The 16389-nt window shown below is 62.2% G+C and carries 10 protein-coding genes; 5 read left to right on the forward strand and 5 right to left on the reverse strand.

Translation table 11 applies throughout. The annotated features are described in order from the left end of the window. Positions 1–215 precede the first annotated feature (215 nt). Positions 216–527, forward strand: coding sequence for a transposase (locus tag LJ738_RS14125; RefSeq protein ID WP_227787070.1), 312 nt, complete (start codon positions 216–218; stop codon positions 525–527). 331 nt (positions 528–858) lie between these two features. Here LJ738_RS14125 and LJ738_RS14130 read toward each other — a convergent pair whose 3' ends face one another. Next, positions 859–1596, reverse strand: coding sequence for a porin family protein (locus tag LJ738_RS14130; protein WP_227787071.1), 738 nt, complete (start codon positions 1594–1596; stop codon positions 859–861). A 392-nt stretch (positions 1597–1988) separates the two neighbouring features. After that, a complete protein-coding gene (locus tag LJ738_RS14135) occupies positions 1989–2192 on the reverse strand; it encodes a hypothetical protein (RefSeq protein ID WP_227787072.1) in 204 nt (67 codons plus the stop codon). 321 nt (positions 2193–2513) lie between these two features. On the opposite strand from LJ738_RS14135, the gene katG reads away from it, so the two are divergent. From katG to LJ738_RS14155, 4 genes are all read left to right on the forward strand, one after another. After that, the gene (gene katG, locus LJ738_RS14140) at positions 2514–4766 is read left to right on the forward strand and encodes a catalase/peroxidase HPI (protein ID WP_227787073.1); all 2253 of its coding nucleotides are present in this window, start codon (positions 2514–2516) and stop codon (positions 4764–4766) included. A 442-nt stretch (positions 4767–5208) separates the two neighbouring features. Continuing rightward, positions 5209–7380, forward strand: a complete 2172-nt coding sequence (locus LJ738_RS21515) for a sensor histidine kinase (RefSeq protein WP_302717651.1) — start codon at positions 5209–5211, stop codon at positions 7378–7380. A 6-nt stretch (positions 7381–7386) separates the two neighbouring features. Then, positions 7387–9651, forward strand: coding sequence for a tetratricopeptide repeat-containing sensor histidine kinase (locus LJ738_RS14150; protein ID WP_227787074.1), 2265 nt, complete (start codon positions 7387–7389; stop codon positions 9649–9651). A 13-nt stretch (positions 9652–9664) separates the two neighbouring features. Beyond that, positions 9665–12031, forward strand: a complete 2367-nt coding sequence (locus LJ738_RS14155; RefSeq protein WP_227787075.1) for an ATP-binding protein — start codon at positions 9665–9667, stop codon at positions 12029–12031. Between the two features lie 144 nt (positions 12032–12175). Here the strand turns inward: LJ738_RS14155 and LJ738_RS14160 are convergent, their stop codons facing one another. The 3 genes from LJ738_RS14160 to LJ738_RS14170 all read right to left on the reverse strand — a co-directional run bounded on the left by LJ738_RS14160 (position 12176) and on the right by LJ738_RS14170 (position 16218). Next, complete coding sequence (locus LJ738_RS14160) at positions 12176–14053, reverse strand: glycoside hydrolase family 13 protein (protein ID WP_227787076.1); 1878 nt, start codon at positions 14051–14053, stop codon at positions 12176–12178. Positions 14054–14317: 264 nt separating this feature from the next. After that, positions 14318–14788 (reverse strand): YdeI/OmpD-associated family protein, encoded by a 471-nt coding sequence (locus tag LJ738_RS14165; RefSeq protein WP_227787077.1) that lies wholly within the window; start codon positions 14786–14788, stop codon positions 14318–14320. Between the two features lie 77 nt (positions 14789–14865). Then, complete coding sequence (locus LJ738_RS14170) at positions 14866–16218, reverse strand: glycosyltransferase (RefSeq protein ID WP_227787078.1); 1353 nt, start codon at positions 16216–16218, stop codon at positions 14866–14868. Between the last annotated feature and the right edge of the window lie 171 nt (positions 16219–16389).

The raw sequence follows: 16389 nt of genomic DNA on the forward strand, positions 1-16389 counted from the left end.
CTACTGCTCACCCAACCACTTCGAAACCCATCTTCAAACAACGTCCCAATTGTGTCCGGCTTAGCTAGACCACCTCAATAAGTTGCAAACTCGCCTTACCCAAGGCATACTGTCGTCGCTTCGCTTAGACAGTTGCCAGCTCACCGCCCGCCAACTCAGAGCCCAAAAAGCGTCCCAAACACACTTTTCTACCTCTCTTCAACTGAATACATTCCGTGGCCTACCCCATCCGCAACCAGCAGGGCTTGTACTTCATCACTTGCACTGTTGTGGAATGGGCCGATGTCTTTACCCGTCCGCTCTATAAAGACATCATCATTGACAGCCTGCGGCATTGCCAGAAGGCTAAGGGACTGGAGCTGTTTGCGTATTGCCTGATGAGCAACCACCTGCATCTGATTGCCCGGGCTGCCGATGACGTTAACCTGTCGGACATCATGCGGGACTTCAAAAAATATACCGCCAAGCGCATCTTCGAAAACCTGCACGCCAACCCGCAGGAAAGCCGCCGCTTCTGGCTGAAATGACTATTTGAGAACGCTGGTGCCTTCAATCAGCGCAACACCCACATTCAGTTTTGGCAGCAGCCCAGCCATAGCATTGAGCTGCTCAGCGATGCTGTTGCGCAGCAGAAGCTGCACTACATTCACCAGAACCCGGTGCGAGCGGGGATTTGCTACCGGGCCGAAGATTATGTGTATTCTAGCGCTTCGTTTTATGCGGGACTGGAGGCAGTGTTGGAGGTTGAGCGGTTGTTTTAGCGCCGCTTGTGAGGCGAGTTGCAAACTCGCTTTTACGGACGGCGCGCAGTCGTCGCTTCGCTTAGACTGCGGCCAGCGGCAGCGGAACTGGCTTCTATTACGGCGTTGACTGGGCGTTGCGGCTCCACAGGTAGGCACATGAGGCTTGGAACGCTCGGGAATAGCTGGGAAAGCCGCTGGGGGCGATGATGTTGTTGTTCTCATCAACCACGGGAGGGGTAAGGTTGCGCAGACCCCAACTGTAGCCGGCCTGCACCAGCAGGGGGCCGGCCCGGTAGCCCAACCCGACTTGTACCCCGGCATCGAGCCGTTGGGAATAATAAGTGCGGTCAACCAAGGGGTAGGGCTGCCCGCCGCCTGCTACCCGGGTCCGAATTTCTACTGGCTGCGGATATGCCATTAGGTCATCCACGACGCGATGGCCGCCCACCAGGGCCCCCAGGTAGGGGCCGACAAACACCTGGAATCCCTGGCCCGAATGCGCGGGGGCATAGGCTAGGTTTACGGCCAGTGCGACATAATTCAAGCGCACCTCTTCTTTGAAGTTTGGAACCGATTTCCCACTGCCCGAGAGTACCGCGTCGGCGTGCGAGATGTATCCCTTTTGGGAAAAGAGCACCGCGGGTTGCACCGCGAAATGCCGGTGTTCACAGGCGGCCATCACTCCGGTTTCCAAGCCGGCTTTATAAGAATAGCGCGGGCCGAAGCCGTTCAAGTTGTGAAAGGTGCCCATGTTCATCCCCACTCTCGGGCCCACCGCAAACTGTTGCTGGGCGTGGGCAAAGGCAGGGAGCAGCCCACCGCAGGCAAGCAACCATAGAGGGAGCCGTTTCATCAGCACTTGGCACAATAGAAAGTTAAACTATTGTCAAGACAACAGGGATATATAATTCTTATTGCCCTGACGCTTGCCACAGCGTTAAAAACTCTCTCGCTGAAACGCTTCCTTGGGTCGCTCGTGGGCCTTTTAAAACCGAGCGAGCCGTCCAGTCAGGCTAGCTATGGTTGGGCAGGCAAACCCGCCCCAGCTTCCAGCCCGTTTTACAAGCCCGCAAAATGCCTGCCTTTGCGCTAGGCTTATTTTGCCTATTGGGCACGGCAGACACGAAACGAGCTGACCAGGTAGCCAGCTCGTTTTCAGTAAAATGGGCTTTCCGCCCTCCCACATTTGAAGTGAACCAAGCGCCGTACCACTAAGGGCCCTCAAAGAAGAGTTGCCGGTGCGCCTTATCCTTTTTGCCAGCGCTCGCTGAACTCCTGCTTGCTGCAGTACATCCACGCTTTCGACACGGGGTTGACAATGACAACCTCTGCCGGGCGCTCGTCGTCGGCCTCGCTCATGCCCAACTCCAGTTCGTACTCTTTGCCGTGGCGGAACCCAGCGTAGCCGTCCATGCCGCGAAAGCTGTATTTCTTTTTCTGAAACTCCATCCCGCAAAGGTATGGACCCGCAGAGGCAGTAGCTTGGTCATTTCCGCGTCCGGGTACCCGCGTTGCTGCTTCCAGCCTGCACACCCATGCTGGAAGCGGCTTCATGTTTTAAAAGCGTCTCCAGCAAGTCGTATTTCATGTTGGGCCTACTTGTCGAATTACCACCACCGCGCTGGCAGAAGCGGCCGATAAGGCACCAAAGCAGCCTCTTGAATGCGACCCCAACCGTGTGATGAATTACTGCGCAGTTTTACAAGCAAAAGCGCAAACTTTTCAGGGAGATGAATCTTGTAGTTGGACGAAGTAAACATCCATTTCAAGATGCATAATACCCAAAGTACCCCACCCCCGGAAAACTCTATCCTTTACGAGCTGAACGAGCCCGCGGCCCAATGCCCGTTTAGCAGTGGCGCGCTGAAACAGAGCGCCGGCGGTGGCCGCACCAACCGCGAATGGTGGCCCAATTTGCTCAAGCTAAGCATCCTGCGCCAGCACGCGGACCTGTCCAACCCATTGGGCAAGGATTTCGACTACGCCGAGGAGTTCAAGAAGCTGGACCTGGCGGCCGTGAAGCAAGACCTGTTTGCGCTGATGACGGATTCGCAGGACTGGTGGCCAGCCGACTACGGGCATTACGGCCCGTTCTTCGTGCGGATGGCCTGGCACAGCGCCGGCACCTACCGCATCGGCGATGGCCGGGGCGGCAGTGGCTCCGGTGCCCAGCGCTTTGCGCCGCTTAACAGCTGGCCCGACAATGCCAACCTCGACAAGGCCCGCTTGCTGCTGTGGCCCATCAAACAGAAGTACGGCCAGAAGATTTCCTGGGCCGACCTGATAGTGCTCGCCGGTAACTGCGCCCTAGAGTCGATGAACCTCAAGCCCTTCGGCTTCGGCGGCGGGCGCGACGATGTGTGGGAACCCGAGCAGGACATTTACTGGGGCCCGGAAACCGAGTGGCTGGGCGACAAGCGCTACACCGAGGACCGCGAGCTGGACAACCCGCTCGCCGCGGTGCAGATGGGCCTCATCTACGTGAACCCGGAAGGGCCGAACGGCGAGCCCGACCCGGTGCGGTCGGCCCGCGACATCCGCGAAACTTTCGGCCGCATGGCCATGAACGACGAAGAAACGGTGGCGCTGATTGCCGGTGGCCATACCTTCGGCAAAACCCACGGCGCCGCCGACCCCGGCGAGTACGTGGGCAAGGAGCCCGCCGGGGCTAGCCTGGAAGAAATGGGCCTGGGCTGGCGCAACAGCTTTGGCCAAGGCCACGGCAGCGACACCATTACCAGCGGCCTGGAGGGGGCCTGGACCAGCACGCCCGCCCAGTGGAGCACCGACTACTTCGATAACCTGTTCGGCTTCGAATGGGAGCTGACCACCAGCCCCGGCGGCGCAAAGCAGTGGCGGCCCGTGAATGGCGGCGGCGCCGGCACCATTCCCGATGCCCACGACCCGGCCAAGAAGCATGCGCCCTTCATGCTCACCACCGACATCGCCCTGCGGGCGGACCCGGCGTATGAAGTCATTTCCCGCCGCTTCCACCAGAACCCGGCGGAGTTTGCCGATGCCTTCTCCCGGGCCTGGTTTAAGCTGACGCACCGCGACATGGGCCCCAAAGAGCGGTACCTGGGTCCGGAAGTGCCCACCGAAGAGCTGCTCTGGCAAGACCCGATTCCGGCCGTTACCTATCAGGTAATTGACGACCAGGATGTGGCGGCTCTGAAAGGCAAAATTCAGGCTTCCGGCCTGTCGGTGTACCAGCTGGTATCCACGGCCTGGGCGTCCGCGTCTACCTACCGCGATTCCGACAAACGGGGCGGCACCAACGGCGGGCGCCTGCGCCTGGCCCCGCAGCGCAATTGGGAAGTAAACAACCCAGCCCAACTGGCGCAGGTGCTGCAAACGCTCGAAGGCATTCAACGGGAATTCAACAGTGCCCAAAACGGCGGCAAGCAGGTTTCCCTGGCCGACCTGATTGTGCTGGCGGGCGGAGTTGGCATCGAGCAGGCGGCGCAGAATGCCGGGCAGCAAGTGACGGTGCCCTTCACCCCGGGCCGCGCCGATGCCTCGCAGGCGCAAACCGATGTCATGTCGTTTGCGGCGCTGGAGCCGGCGGCCGACGGCTTCCGCAACTACCTGAAGCCGCATCACAGGGCCGCGGCTGAGGAAATGCTGGTCGACAAAGCCCAACTCCTGACCCTGAATGCGCCGGAGCTGACGGTGTTGTTCGGCGGCCTGCGGGCCATCAACATCAACTTCGACCAGTCGCAGCACGGCGTCTTCACCAGCCGCCCGGGTGCCCTCACCAACGACTACTTCGTGAACCTGCTCGATATTGGCACCACCTGGAGTTCCACGTCGGATGCGCAAAACACCTTCAACGGCCGTGACCGCAAGACCGGCACCGTAAAATGGACCGGCACCCGCGTGGACCTGATTTTTGGGTCAAATTCGGAGCTGCGGGCCCTGGCCGAAGTTTACGGTTGCTCGGATGCGCAGGAGAAGTTCGTGAAGGACTTTGTGGCGGTGTGGAGCAAGCTGATGAATCTGGGCCGTTTCGATTTGGTCTAGTAGCAACCCGCTTGGCAGGCGGAAAAACCTGGCCGCATTGCGGAGTGATAAAAGGTGGCCCTGCGAGGGGCCACCTTTTTTTATGTCACGTTGAGCTAACAGGCGGAAGGATTATCAGACTGCACGCGGCGCAGCAGGCTTGCGACGATTAAGCCCCTGCTCATGCCACTAGTTTGTGCTTGGCCCTGCACCGTAACCCCGACGCAGGCCAAATTGGGCTGAACATTGATTGCGGCTCCAGGCCCTTTGGGCATGTGCGTGGCCTGCACTTTGGCAGTTGAGCTAAAGTATTCTCAAAAGCCGCTGGTGCTATGGTGATTATCAGAGAAAATAAATAAAGAAAGAACTGGGTTTGTCAGTAGCTTGCTGCTTTAAAGCTCAACTTTCCCACGGATTAATTCCAACCACGAGTAGCGCTTGCTTGGTGGTACCCCTCGTTGCTATGCGCTACTTTTTCTTGCTGGTGGCCGGTTGGCTACTGGCCCTGCCCGCCGGGGCCGCTCCGCTGCCGGCCGATACCGCCGTACAGCCTATCACCCGCCTGCCCGCCGACGGCCTGCTGCTCACCCAAGGTTGGCGCTACCACGCCGGCGACGACCCCACCTGGGCCCGGCCTGACTTCGATGATAGCCGCTGGGATACCCTGAATCCCACCCGCCCCCGGCGCGAACTGCCGACGCGCCTGCACACGGGCCTCGGCTGGCTCCGGCTGCGTTTTCAGCTCGGCGATAGCCTGCGCCTGCGCGCCCTGCTGCTGCAAACCACCGGCAACGGCGCCTGGGAGCTGTACCTCGACGGGCAACGGCTGCAGCGCCAGGGCACCCTGGACCCCGCCCCCCACCGGGTGCGCGTCAATCCCCATCCGCCCGAACCGCTGGAGCTGCCCGCCACCGGCCGCGCGGGCCACGTGCTGGCCGTGCGCTTTGCCCCCTGGCACCACCCGCTGCTGCACCAGAGCCTCGACGAGGCGCTGGTGTTTAGCGCGCGGCTGCAGGGCACGGCCCAACGGCGGAAGGCCACCGCCGAACAAGCGGCCGCCGGGCCCGTCTTTTTGGCACTGGGGAGTGTGGTTGGGCTGCTTATGCTCCTGCACCTGGCGTTCTTCTACTACAACCCGGCGCGGCGCGCCAACCTGTACTTCGCCCTCTACACGGGCGCACTGAGCCTGGGTGCGCTGGGCGTCTACTCCACTCCAGCCGTGCCCTTCTCCTCGCCGGTCGAGCGCCTGGCCTTCGAGCTGCTAACATGGCTGCTGCTGGTGTCGAGCGGCTTATGGGCCGCCCGGGCGCTGTATGCGTTGTTCGGCTTTCGGCCCGGCTGGCTTTACGCCGGCCTGTGCGTGTGTTGCGGCGCCCTGCTGGCCTACTCCGTGGTGGAGGTGGTGCACCACGGCTTTCAGAACGGCGCGTTTTTCGGCTTCATGATGGCCATCGTGCTCGCGACGGCCGAGCAGCTGCGCCTGACGGGCCGGGCCTTGCGCCAGCGCCGGGGCGGCGCGGCCATCATCGGGGTGGGCTTCGCGGCGGCGCTGCTGGCCGTGCTCGGGTTCATCGCCATCGTGACCAGCGCGACGATGTACTCTTCTCTGGTAAGCGCGCTCATGTATCCCCTCATGTTTCTGCCGCCGGCGCTGGCCATCTCGCTGTTTCTGGCCCGCGAATTTGCCCTCGATGCGCAGCTGCTGCAAGTCAAGCTGGGGGAAGTGGAAACGCTCTCGGCCCAAACTCTGGCCCAGGAACAGGAGAAACAAGCGCTGCTGGCGGCGCAAAACGAGACGCTGGAAACGCAAGTCGCCCAGCGCACGGGCGAGCTGCAACGCTCCCTCACGGAGCTGCGCGCCACCCAGGCCCAGTTGATTCAGAAAGAGAAGATGGCCAGCCTGGGGGAGCTCACCGCGGGCATTGCCCACGAGATTCAGAACCCGCTCAACTTCGTCAACAACTTCTCCGAGGTGAGCACCGAACTGGTAGAGGAGCTCCAGGAGGCGCTGGCAGCCAGTGACACGGCCGAGGCCGCCGAACTGGCGCGCGACGTCGCTCAGAACTTGAGCAAGATCATCGAACACGGCAAACGGGCGGCGGCCATTGTCAAAGGCATGCTCGAGCACAGCCGCACCAGCACCGGGGAGCGCGCCCCAACGGACCTGAACGCCTTGTGCCAGGAATACCTGCGCCTGGCCTACCAGGGCCTGCGCGCCAAAGACAAATCCTTCAACGCCGAACTGATTACGGACTTTGCCGCCGACCTGCCGTTGGTCGAGGTGGTGGGCGCCGACCTGGGTCGGGTGCTGCTCAACTTGTTCGCCAACGCCTTCTACGCCGTGCACCAGCGCCAGCAGCTGGGCGTGGCCGGGCACCGGCCCACCGTGGAGGTGCGCACGCGCCTAGCCAAGCAACGGGTTGAAATCCGTGTGCAAGACAATGGGACGGGCATGAGCAACGCCGTGCAGGCCAAAATATTCCAGCCTTTCTTCACCACCAAGCCCACAGGCGAAGGCACCGGCCTGGGCCTGTCGCTCAGCTACGACATCATCACCCAGGGCCACGGCGGCACGCTCAGCGTGGAGAGCCACGAAGGCCAGGGCACTAGTTTCATTATTTCCCTACCCGCTTAATAGTATATGTCGCTTTTTACGCAACGTTGCCTCACCCGCTTGTTTTTGCTCTCGTTGCTGCTGGGCAGCGGCTCTGTCATGGCCCAGTCTTCGACCCGCTACTGCTACTGGGATGCTAACGTTGACTCCTTGCGCCGGGTGCTGGCCGGGCAGCGCGCCGACACGGCCCGGCTGCGCACCTTGATGCATATGGCTGATTTAGAACCGGGCTCAAAAGAAGTTGAAGAAGCCACAACCCTGAGCGCGCGCCTGCACCGCCCCGAGCAGCGGGCCTACCGCCTGCTGTGGGCAGTAAGCCGGCTCGATAAAGCCAACCGCATCGGCCTCGCTCTCGACAGCCTGCAGGCAGCTATCGATGTCTTCGACCAACTGGGCCGCCCGGTGCCTTATGCGCTGAGCAGTGTGCGGGTTTTGTATAACGCGCTCAACAAGCAGGAAGCCAGGTTTAAGTATTACACAACTAAGCTGGCCTACTACCAAAAGCGCGGCGCGGTGGAGAACATGGCCGCCTGCTACCACGGGCTGGGCGGCTACTACGTGTACCGGGCCGACTACAACCAGGCCATCGGGTACTACCTGCGGTCGGCGGAGCTGTACCGCACTTTCAACCTCAAAAATTACTACAACGAAGAGTTGGTGCTGGGCAGCTATTACGCGGAATGGGGCAACGATGCCAAAGCCTTGCCTTACCTGAAAGAAGCCCTGGCCGCATTTACAAAGGGTGACGAGTCTAATAAAATGTACTTGTACCGCAATCTAACCCTTCTGTACCTGCGCCAGCAACGCTACCCCGCCGCGCTGCAGGCCATCGAGCAGGCTCTGACCGTCGCTTCTGTCGATACGGCCTCCGCTGCTGCGGAAAAAGCCTATGGGTTGGTGCTGAAAGGGGAGACGCTACTAGCTCTGCACCGCAACTCCGAAGTGCTGCCGCTGCTGCAATCGGCCCAGCACTCGGCCGACTCACTGCAGATGCCCATTACGACCACCGCCGGCGACTTTGAGCTGGACGCGACCTGGGCCCGGTATTATGCCGCCCGTGGCGATGCGGCCCGTGCCGAAACTGCATGGCGCACCGCCTACCACAAGGCCCTGGAAAGCCGGGTGACGCCGCTGCGGCTGAAGTACCTGCGCGAGCTGGCACTGTTCTACCAAGGGCACGGGCAGTCGAAGCAGGCCGCGCAGTACGCGCTGGCCGCCGTGGGGCTGGCCGATACCCTGAAGGCCGCCGAGGGCTCCCTGCACGTGGCCCGCTACGAAATTGAGCAGGCAGGCCGCGCCCAACAGGCCCGCATCACGCAACTGGACCAGGCGCAGCAGCAGGCCGCTACCCGGGCCCGGCGGCAGCGCTGGGTACTCGGGGCCGTGCTGGTGGTGCTAGCGCTAATCGGCGGACTGGTGTTTGTGCTCTTGCGCGGCAGCCGCCAGCAGCAGCGGGCCTACGCCCTGCTGCAAAGCCAGCGCGACCAAACCACCCAGGCGCTCACGGAGCTGCGCGCCACCCAGACCCAGCTCATTCAAAGCGAAAAAATGGCCAGCCTGGGCGAGCTCACGGCCGGCATTGCCCACGAAATCCAGAACCCGCTCAACTTCGTCAACAACTTCTCGGAAGTGAGCGCCGAGCTGGTGACCGAGCTCCAGGAAGCCCTCGCCGCCAACGATTCGGCCGAAGTAGCGGCCCTGGCTGGTGACCTGGCGCAGAACCTGGGCAAAATTGGCCACCACGGAAGGCGGGCCGCCAGCATTGTCAAAGGCATGCTCGAGCACAGCCAGACCCGCGCCGGCGAGCGCCGGCCCACCGACCTCAACCAGCTCACCGACGAGTACCTGCGCCTGGCTTACCAAGGCCTACGCGCCAAGGACAAATCCTTTAACGCCGAACTCACCACCGACTTTGGGGCTACGCTGCCCTTGGTCGAAGTGGTGGGCACGGACGTGGGCCGGGTGCTGCTCAACTTGTTCACCAACGCCTTTTACGCCGTGCGCCAGCGCCAGCAGCTGGGCGAGCCGGGCTACCAACCGCAAGTGGGCGTGCGCACCATCATGCTGAACCAACAGGTGCAAATCCAGGTCACGGATAACGGCATGGGCATTCCGGCGGCCGTGCAACCCAAAATCTTCCAGCCCTTTTTCACCACCAAGCCCACGGGTGAGGGTACGGGCTTGGGCCTGTCCTTGAGCCACGACATCATTGCCCAGGGCCACGGCGGCTCGATAGCTGTCGAAAGCCAGGAGGGAAAGGGTACCGCATTCACCATCACCCTGCCCGTTTAATTCTCAAGTTGCTATGTCAAACTATTTGCTGCGCCGGCTGAAACGGGCTGGGCTGTTATTCAGCGTGCTTTTGCTGCTCTTCCTGTCGGTTGGTCCGCTGGCAGCTCAAACGCGACCGCGGCGGTACTGGGAAGCCGACCCGGATTCGCTTCGTCGGGTCTTGGCCGGGCAGCACACCGACACTGCCCGCCTACGTACCCTGTTGCATCTGAACGACATCGGCGACACTCGGACGGATACCGAGGTCAGACAACTGATCCGAGAAACGGAGCGGCTGGCGCGCCGGCTCCGGCGGCCCGAAGCTGACGCTTTTCGCCTTTGGGAGAACTACGCCAAAATGGATTCGGCCGGCGTGGCACCCGCGCGCTTGCTCGATACCCTGCGGGCTATGATTAAGGTGGCCGCCCGCTCGCATTTGGCTGTCGTGGGCCCCCTGTATGAGGTAGGCGACCTGTTTAACAAACTCAAGCAGCCGGAGGCGCGGCTTGCTTACTTTCAAGCCAAGCTGGCGCAGTACAGCACCCGCGGGGCCCGGGAAAACATGGCCGCTTGCCACGTGAAGATTGGCGGGTATTACCTACGCAAAGGCGACTATAACCAGGGCATCAGCCACTACCTGCGCGCTGCCGAGCTGGAGCACACCTTTAACCGATTTCAGGAGGAGAACGAGCTGAAAGTGGCCGGCAGCTATTACGCCGAATGGGGCAACTCGGCCCTGGCGCTGCACTACCTGCGCCAGGCGCTGCACGTGCACGAGGGCCTGCCCCGGCAAGACAAACTGCTGGCAGTGGGCTACACCTACCGGGGCATGGCCCAGGCCTACCGCCAGCTGGGCAACCCCGCCGCTGCGCTGCGCTACGCCAATCTGGCCCTGGTGTCCCTTCCGGCCAACGATACCGTTGCCGCCCGCAAGGAATGGAATCTGCTAGAACGCGCCTGCGGGTTGGTGCTCAAAAGCGAGGTACTACTCGACGCCCGCCGCGGGGCCAAGGCCGGGCCACTGCTGGCCCAGGCGCAGCGCCTGGGCGACTCGCTCCAGATACACTTGTTTACCACCCACGGCAATTTCGAGCTGGACGCGACCCGGGCACGCTACTACGCGGCCCGCGGCAATTGGGCCCGCGCCGAAACCGCGTGGCGGGCCGCTTATGATAAAGCCCAGCACAACAACCGGGTATCGCTGCGCCTGGTGTATGCGCGGGAACTGGCCCGCTTCTTCGACCAGCGCGGGCAAGCCGGCTTGGCCACCGGCTATTACCGGACTGCCGCCGCACTGGCCGACACGCTGGAAAGGACCCAAGGCGCCCTGCACGTGGCCAACTTCGAGTACGAGAAAGCCGACCGGGCCCAGACCGCGCGCATCGCGCAGCTACGCGACACCCAGCTGCGCGAAGCGGCCCAGGCCCGGCAGCAGCGCCGGGTGCTGTGGGCCGTGCTGGCCGGGGCCGCCTTGCTAGTGGCGCTGGCCGCCGTGCTCTACTACGCCTTCCGCCGCTCCGAACGCCTCAAGCACTTGGTCATCGACCAGAAGCAGGATTTGCAAGCCCAACGCGACCAGCTCAACACGTCCCTGACGGAGCTGCGCACCACGCAGGCCCAGCTGGTGCAGCGCGAAAAGATGGCCTCGCTGGGGGAGCTCACGGCCGGCATTGCCCACGAGATTCAGAACCCGCTCAACTTCGTCAACAACTTTTCCGAAGTAAGCGCAGAATTGCTCGACGAGCTGGCTGAGGAACAAGCCCGGCCGGAACGCGACGCCGAACTGGAAGCCGAAATGATGGAGGACCTGCGGCAGAACATGGCCAAAATTACCCAGCACGGAAAACGTGCGGCCAGCATCGTCAAGGGCATGCTCGAGCACAGCCAAATCAGCGCCGGCGAACGCCAGCCCACAGACCTGAACCGCCTCGCCGACGAGTATATGCGCTTGGCTTACCAAGGCCTGCGGGCCAAGGACAAAACCTTCAACGCCACCCTCAGCACCTACTTCTTAGCCGACCTGCCGCCAGTAACCGTGGTAGGGGCGGATGTAGGACGCGTGTTGCTCAACTTGTTTACCAATGCCTTCTACGCCGTGCGCCAGCGCCAGCAAGCGGGCGAGCCGGGCTACCAACCACAAGTCGGCGTGCGCACCATCATGCTGAACCAGCAAGTCCAGATTCAAGTCACCGATAACGGCACGGGGATGCCCGAAAGCGTCAAGCAGAAAATCTTCCAGCCCTTTTTCACCACCAAGCCCACGGGCGAAGGCACCGGCTTGGGGCTCTCCTTGAGCCACGACATCATCGCCCAGGGCCACGGCGGCACGCTCACCATGGAGTCGCAGGAAGGCGAAGGCACGACTTTCTGCATTGGCTTGCCTGTGAATGCTGCCGTGTAATTCACAAGGGCAACCTGTCTCAAGAAAATTGAGCTAGCTTAATAGCGAAGAGTCGCCTAGCTTCAGCAGATACAGTTGGAAAATTTCTGGCCTGCTTTGGGTGCTTCGGGCTGGCTGTATTTAGCCCAGCCCAGTGCGACTCGGCTACTTCTGCAGCTCCAGTACCACGGCAGTTTTGGCCGGGAGCTGGAGCGAAGTTATACTGGCCAGGTTCTCGCCGGTGAGCACGTTGCGGGCTTTGGTGAAGCCACGGGTGCGCTCGGCGAAGCGGGCGGTGGGCAGCGTGGCCGGTTTGTCGGAGGTGTTGGACGCCACCATCACGGTGCCGGTGGCGTCGTAGCGGAAGTACACGTAGAGGCCGTTTTCGGGCAGAAACTGCATGAGCTTGCCGTTGTGCAGTACCGGGTGGTCGCGGCGGTAGGTGGCCAGCTTTTTCACAAAGTCGAAGGCTTCGTTTTCGCGGGCGTTGCGGCCGGCGGCGGTGAACTTATCCTCCTTGTCGCCGGGCCAGCCACCCGGGAAATCGCGGCGCACTTCGGCATCGGTGGGGTCCTTGAAATTCTTCATCAGGATTTCGGTGCCGTAGTACATGCTCGGGATGCCGCGGGTGGTGAGCAGCCAGGTCAGCCCCATTTTGTACTTGGCCAGGTCGTCGCCAATCACGGAGAGGTACCGGTCGTGGTCGTGGTTGTCGAGGAAGGTCACCAGCTTGGTGGGGTCCTGGTACACGGCGTCCTGGGCCAGGGTCTGGTAGAAGCGCTGCACCCCGCCGTCGTAGCTGATGGGCTGCTTCAGAGCGTCGAGCATGGCGCTTTCGAGCACGAAATCGAGCCCGCCGGGCTGGTTCGACTTGAAGGGAAAGCCGATGGTGTTGCGGGTGTAGTAGCTCTGGTCCACCACGTTGTTCACCGACGACTCGCCGAAAATGTGGATGCGCGGGTACTCGGCCAGCAGCGCCGCGTTGCAGCGGTTCATAAACGGCTGGTCGTTGTACATGTACGTGTCGATGCGCCAGGCATCGATGCCGAAGTTCTCGACGCACCAGATGGCGTTTTCAATCAGGTAGTTGGCCACGTAGGGGTTGCTCTGGTTGAGGTCGGGCAGGAAGGGCACAAACCAGCCATCGAGCGTGATTTTGCGGTCAATCTGGGCGCCGTGCGGGTCCGTGATGGACTGGTAGCGGTAGCTGGTGTTGGTGTAGGTGGGCCACTGGTGCAGCCAGCTTTTCATGGGCAGGTCCTGCAGTATCCAGTGGGTGTTGCCCACGTGGTTGTACACGGCATCCTGCACCACTTTCAGGCCGGCGGCGTGGGCCTGCTGCACGTAGGCTTTGTAGGCCGCGTTGCCCCCAAAGCGCTTGTCGATGTTGTACTGGTCGGTGAAGCCGTAGCCGTGGTAGGAGGCGCGCATGGTGCCGCCTTCGTTGGTGAGCGGCTGGTTGTTTTCGATGAGGGGCGTAAACCAGATGGCGGTCACGCCCAGGTCTTTGAGGTAGGGAATGCGCTTGGCGGCCCCGGCCAGGTCGCCGCCGTGGCGGAGGAAGGGGTTGGCGCGGTCCATGTTCGGGTCGCGCATGCTGGCAAACTTGTCGTTGGTGGTGTCGCCGTTGGCAAACCGGTCGGGCATGGCCAGGTAGATGAAATCGGCTGCCGTCACGCCTTGCGCTTTGGGCGATTTGTCGCGGGCCCGCAGCTCCCAGCTTTGGGTCACGGTCTGGCCGGCTTTTTTGCCCACAATCTGCAGCCGGCCGGGCTTGGTGCTGGCCGAGATGCTAAGGTCCAGAAAGGCGTAGTTGGAGTTCTCAACGGTGCTGCTCTTCACCAGCTTCACGCCGGGGTATGCGATGGTGTACGTCAGCGTGCCCGCGCCGGGACCGTGGATGAGCAGCTGCACGTTTGGATTTTTCATGCCCACCCACCAGTTGGTCGGGTTCACGCGCTCGATGGAAACGGATTGGGCACTGGCCAAACCAGAAAGCAGCGCACTAAACACAAGGAACAGAAGGAGGTATCCTTTTTTCATAGAATCAGATGAGTGAAAGCTGAGTATGGTGCGGGGCGGCTGATTTGCTTGCCGCGCCTCTTATAATGTCGGCTGTCATGCCGTCTGTCATGCAGAGCGCAGCGAACCGTAGGTCGGCGTAGCCAAGCATCTTATCACGCCTGAGCAAGTTGTGCAGCGGCGATAAGATGCTTCGCTGCGCTCTGCATGACAGGCGATTATTGATGGCTGATTGAAGTAGTGCCGCGAGCGAGGTGCTTCGCACTTCTTGACCGTTCTAGGAAATTACCCGCGCTTGCGGCCCTGCGTCAGCAGCTCCACCGTTTCTTCCAGGCGGCGGGTGCGGGTTTCGGGCTTTTTAGCGCCTTCGAGCCAGCGCACAAACTCGCGCTGATGGGTGTAGGCCAGCTTGGCAAAGTAGGCGGCGGCTTTGGGGTTGGTGGCCAGCTTTTCGGCCAGGTCGGCGGGGGCTTCCATTTTGCGCTCGGTCACGTCGCGCGACAGCGTGACGCGCACCGTGTCGCCCACGGTTTTGTCGATGGCGCGGCGAATCTGCTTGAGCAGGAGCAGGGCGTGGTGGCCGTCGCCGATGGGGACGATGCTGCCCTGGTAGGGGTAGTTGTCGAACGTGGCCTGCACGGGAACCCGGCCGCGCGTGCCGTACACCTCGGCCACGTTGAAGGGCACGACAACGAATACGCCGCCGTGGTCTTCGCCAGCTTCTAGAATGGCTTCAAATTCGTATTCGGGTTGCATAGCGGCTAATGGGACTGGGTTATGGAGACTTGCTGGGGCAAAGTAAACCATTGCGGCGCCGGCCGGCACGCCGGGGCTTACCCAAATGCCACTTCGCACAGCACGTCCTGCACCCCATCCTCATCGGCGGCGGCCACCACGCGCACCTCCCCAATGGTGCTGCCATACTGCAGCTGCAGCTGCTGCCGCAGGTCTTCGGTCGGCACCAAGATGATGCGGGCCCGGCGCAGCGTCATCCGCTCTACTTCCAGGAGCCAGCCGCGGTCGCCGGGGCTGCTAAAGTCGATGGCCAGGCTGGCCACGTACAGCACCAGCGGCTGGCCCGTGCTGTTGCGGATTTCGAGCGCCGCCAGCCAGGCTGGCCAGTTGGGCGCATAAATGACCCCAAAATCGGAGCGCCCGCGCACCAGCTGCGCCGAACGCCGGGCGTACTGAATCATGCGGAAATTGAGCCCGTCGAATGCTGGGGTCCGGGGGACCGGCGCAGCAGCCTCCGGTTCGGGCTCAAAAGCAGGGGAGGCGGATAGCTCAACGACTGGGCTGAATTCCAACGCCTCCAGCGTGATATCGTCTTCGGGGGCTGAGAGTGCCGCGGCCTCAAAAGGGCCGGTTTCTTCCACGGCTTCGGTAAAGGCATTGCCATCCAGAAGGGTCGGCAGCTCCGGGTCAGGGTCGAAGTTTGTGTCTTCCGCTTCGGGTTCTATGTTGGGCTGCAGTTTGCTCGGGGGAGGCGTAACCGCAGCCGGCGGGAGCGCGGCCCGGTACGCCAGGTCGGCCGCCTCGCGCACCGATTGGGAGGCGCCCGCCACCGGGTTGGGCACGAGCAGTCCTTGCGAAGCAGCACTCGTGGAGCTGCCAACGTAAGGCGCCACCGGCTCCTGCCTCTGGTGAAACTGCGGCGCGTTCACGCCGGTGGGCCATTGGCTGCGCGAGCGGGCATTGGGCTGACTGGTAGGCACAGCTTCAAGAGCTGCTGCAATTTCTGGCGACGGGTGGTAGCTGGCGGCTGCCAGGTCTTCCAGCCCAATGATGCGCGACTGCAACGCGGGTACCGCCAAGTCACTAGCAGCCTGCGAACCAGCGGCTGGACCGGCCAGCAGCCGCACGCCGGGCCCGGAGGCATCCGTGCTCAAGGCATCTGTTTCGTCTTCAGTTTCATCGGCCGCATCAGTTGCGGCTGCATCGCCGGAATCCTTTGTTGGGCTGGCCACAGGGGTAGTAGCCGGGGCCTTGGGCTGGGGGTTGATGGGCTCGTCGTACCGTTCATCTGCGGCGGGCAGGTGCGGGTACACGGCCAGCACGGGCTGCTGGGCGGCCAGCTGGTACACCAGCGGCAGGGTGGGGGGCAGGGCCTTCCCGCCAAGCACATCCACACTCGGGTCGGCATCGTCCCAGGCCAGCAGCAGTACAGAAAATTCGGGCGGGGTCATGAAAAGCAAGGATGTGAGGCAAAGTCCGGCCGGCTGAGGCGCCCGCGGCGGTGCAGCAGCCAAACAATCCTCAATGCTACGTCAACCGGGCCACATATTAGCTAAAAAATCGTGAGGACCCGGCCACTGAAAAGTAACTTGCGTACTCAACACTCGCAGAACCGGCCTCGC

Origin of the sequence: Hymenobacter plasmatis (genome assembly GCF_020711255.1) — a bacterium.
Classification (GTDB): domain Bacteria; phylum Bacteroidota; class Bacteroidia; order Cytophagales; family Hymenobacteraceae; genus Hymenobacter.

Bases quoted from the DNA above. Each gene is read 5' to 3' on its own strand.
- LJ738_RS14130 (WP_227787071.1), bottom strand. From the start codon at position 1,596: ATGAAACGGCTCCCTCTATGGTTGCTTGCCTGCGGTGGGCTGCTCCCT.
- LJ738_RS14135 (WP_227787072.1), bottom strand. From the start codon at position 2,192: ATGGAGTTTCAGAAAAAGAAATACAGCTTTCGCGGCATGGACGGCTAC.
- katG (WP_227787073.1), top strand. From the start codon at position 2,514: ATGCATAATACCCAAAGTACCCCACCCCCGGAAAACTCTATCCTTTAC.
- LJ738_RS21515 (WP_302717651.1), top strand. From the start codon at position 5,209: ATGCGCTACTTTTTCTTGCTGGTGGCCGGTTGGCTACTGGCCCTGCCC.
- LJ738_RS14150 (WP_227787074.1), top strand. From the start codon at position 7,387: ATGTCGCTTTTTACGCAACGTTGCCTCACCCGCTTGTTTTTGCTCTCG.
- LJ738_RS14155 (WP_227787075.1), top strand. From the start codon at position 9,665: ATGTCAAACTATTTGCTGCGCCGGCTGAAACGGGCTGGGCTGTTATTC.
- LJ738_RS14160 (WP_227787076.1), bottom strand. From the start codon at position 14,053: ATGAAAAAAGGATACCTCCTTCTGTTCCTTGTGTTTAGTGCGCTGCTT.
- LJ738_RS14165 (WP_227787077.1), bottom strand. From the start codon at position 14,788: ATGCAACCCGAATACGAATTTGAAGCCATTCTAGAAGCTGGCGAAGAC.
- LJ738_RS14170 (WP_227787078.1), bottom strand. From the start codon at position 16,218: ATGACCCCGCCCGAATTTTCTGTACTGCTGCTGGCCTGGGACGATGCC.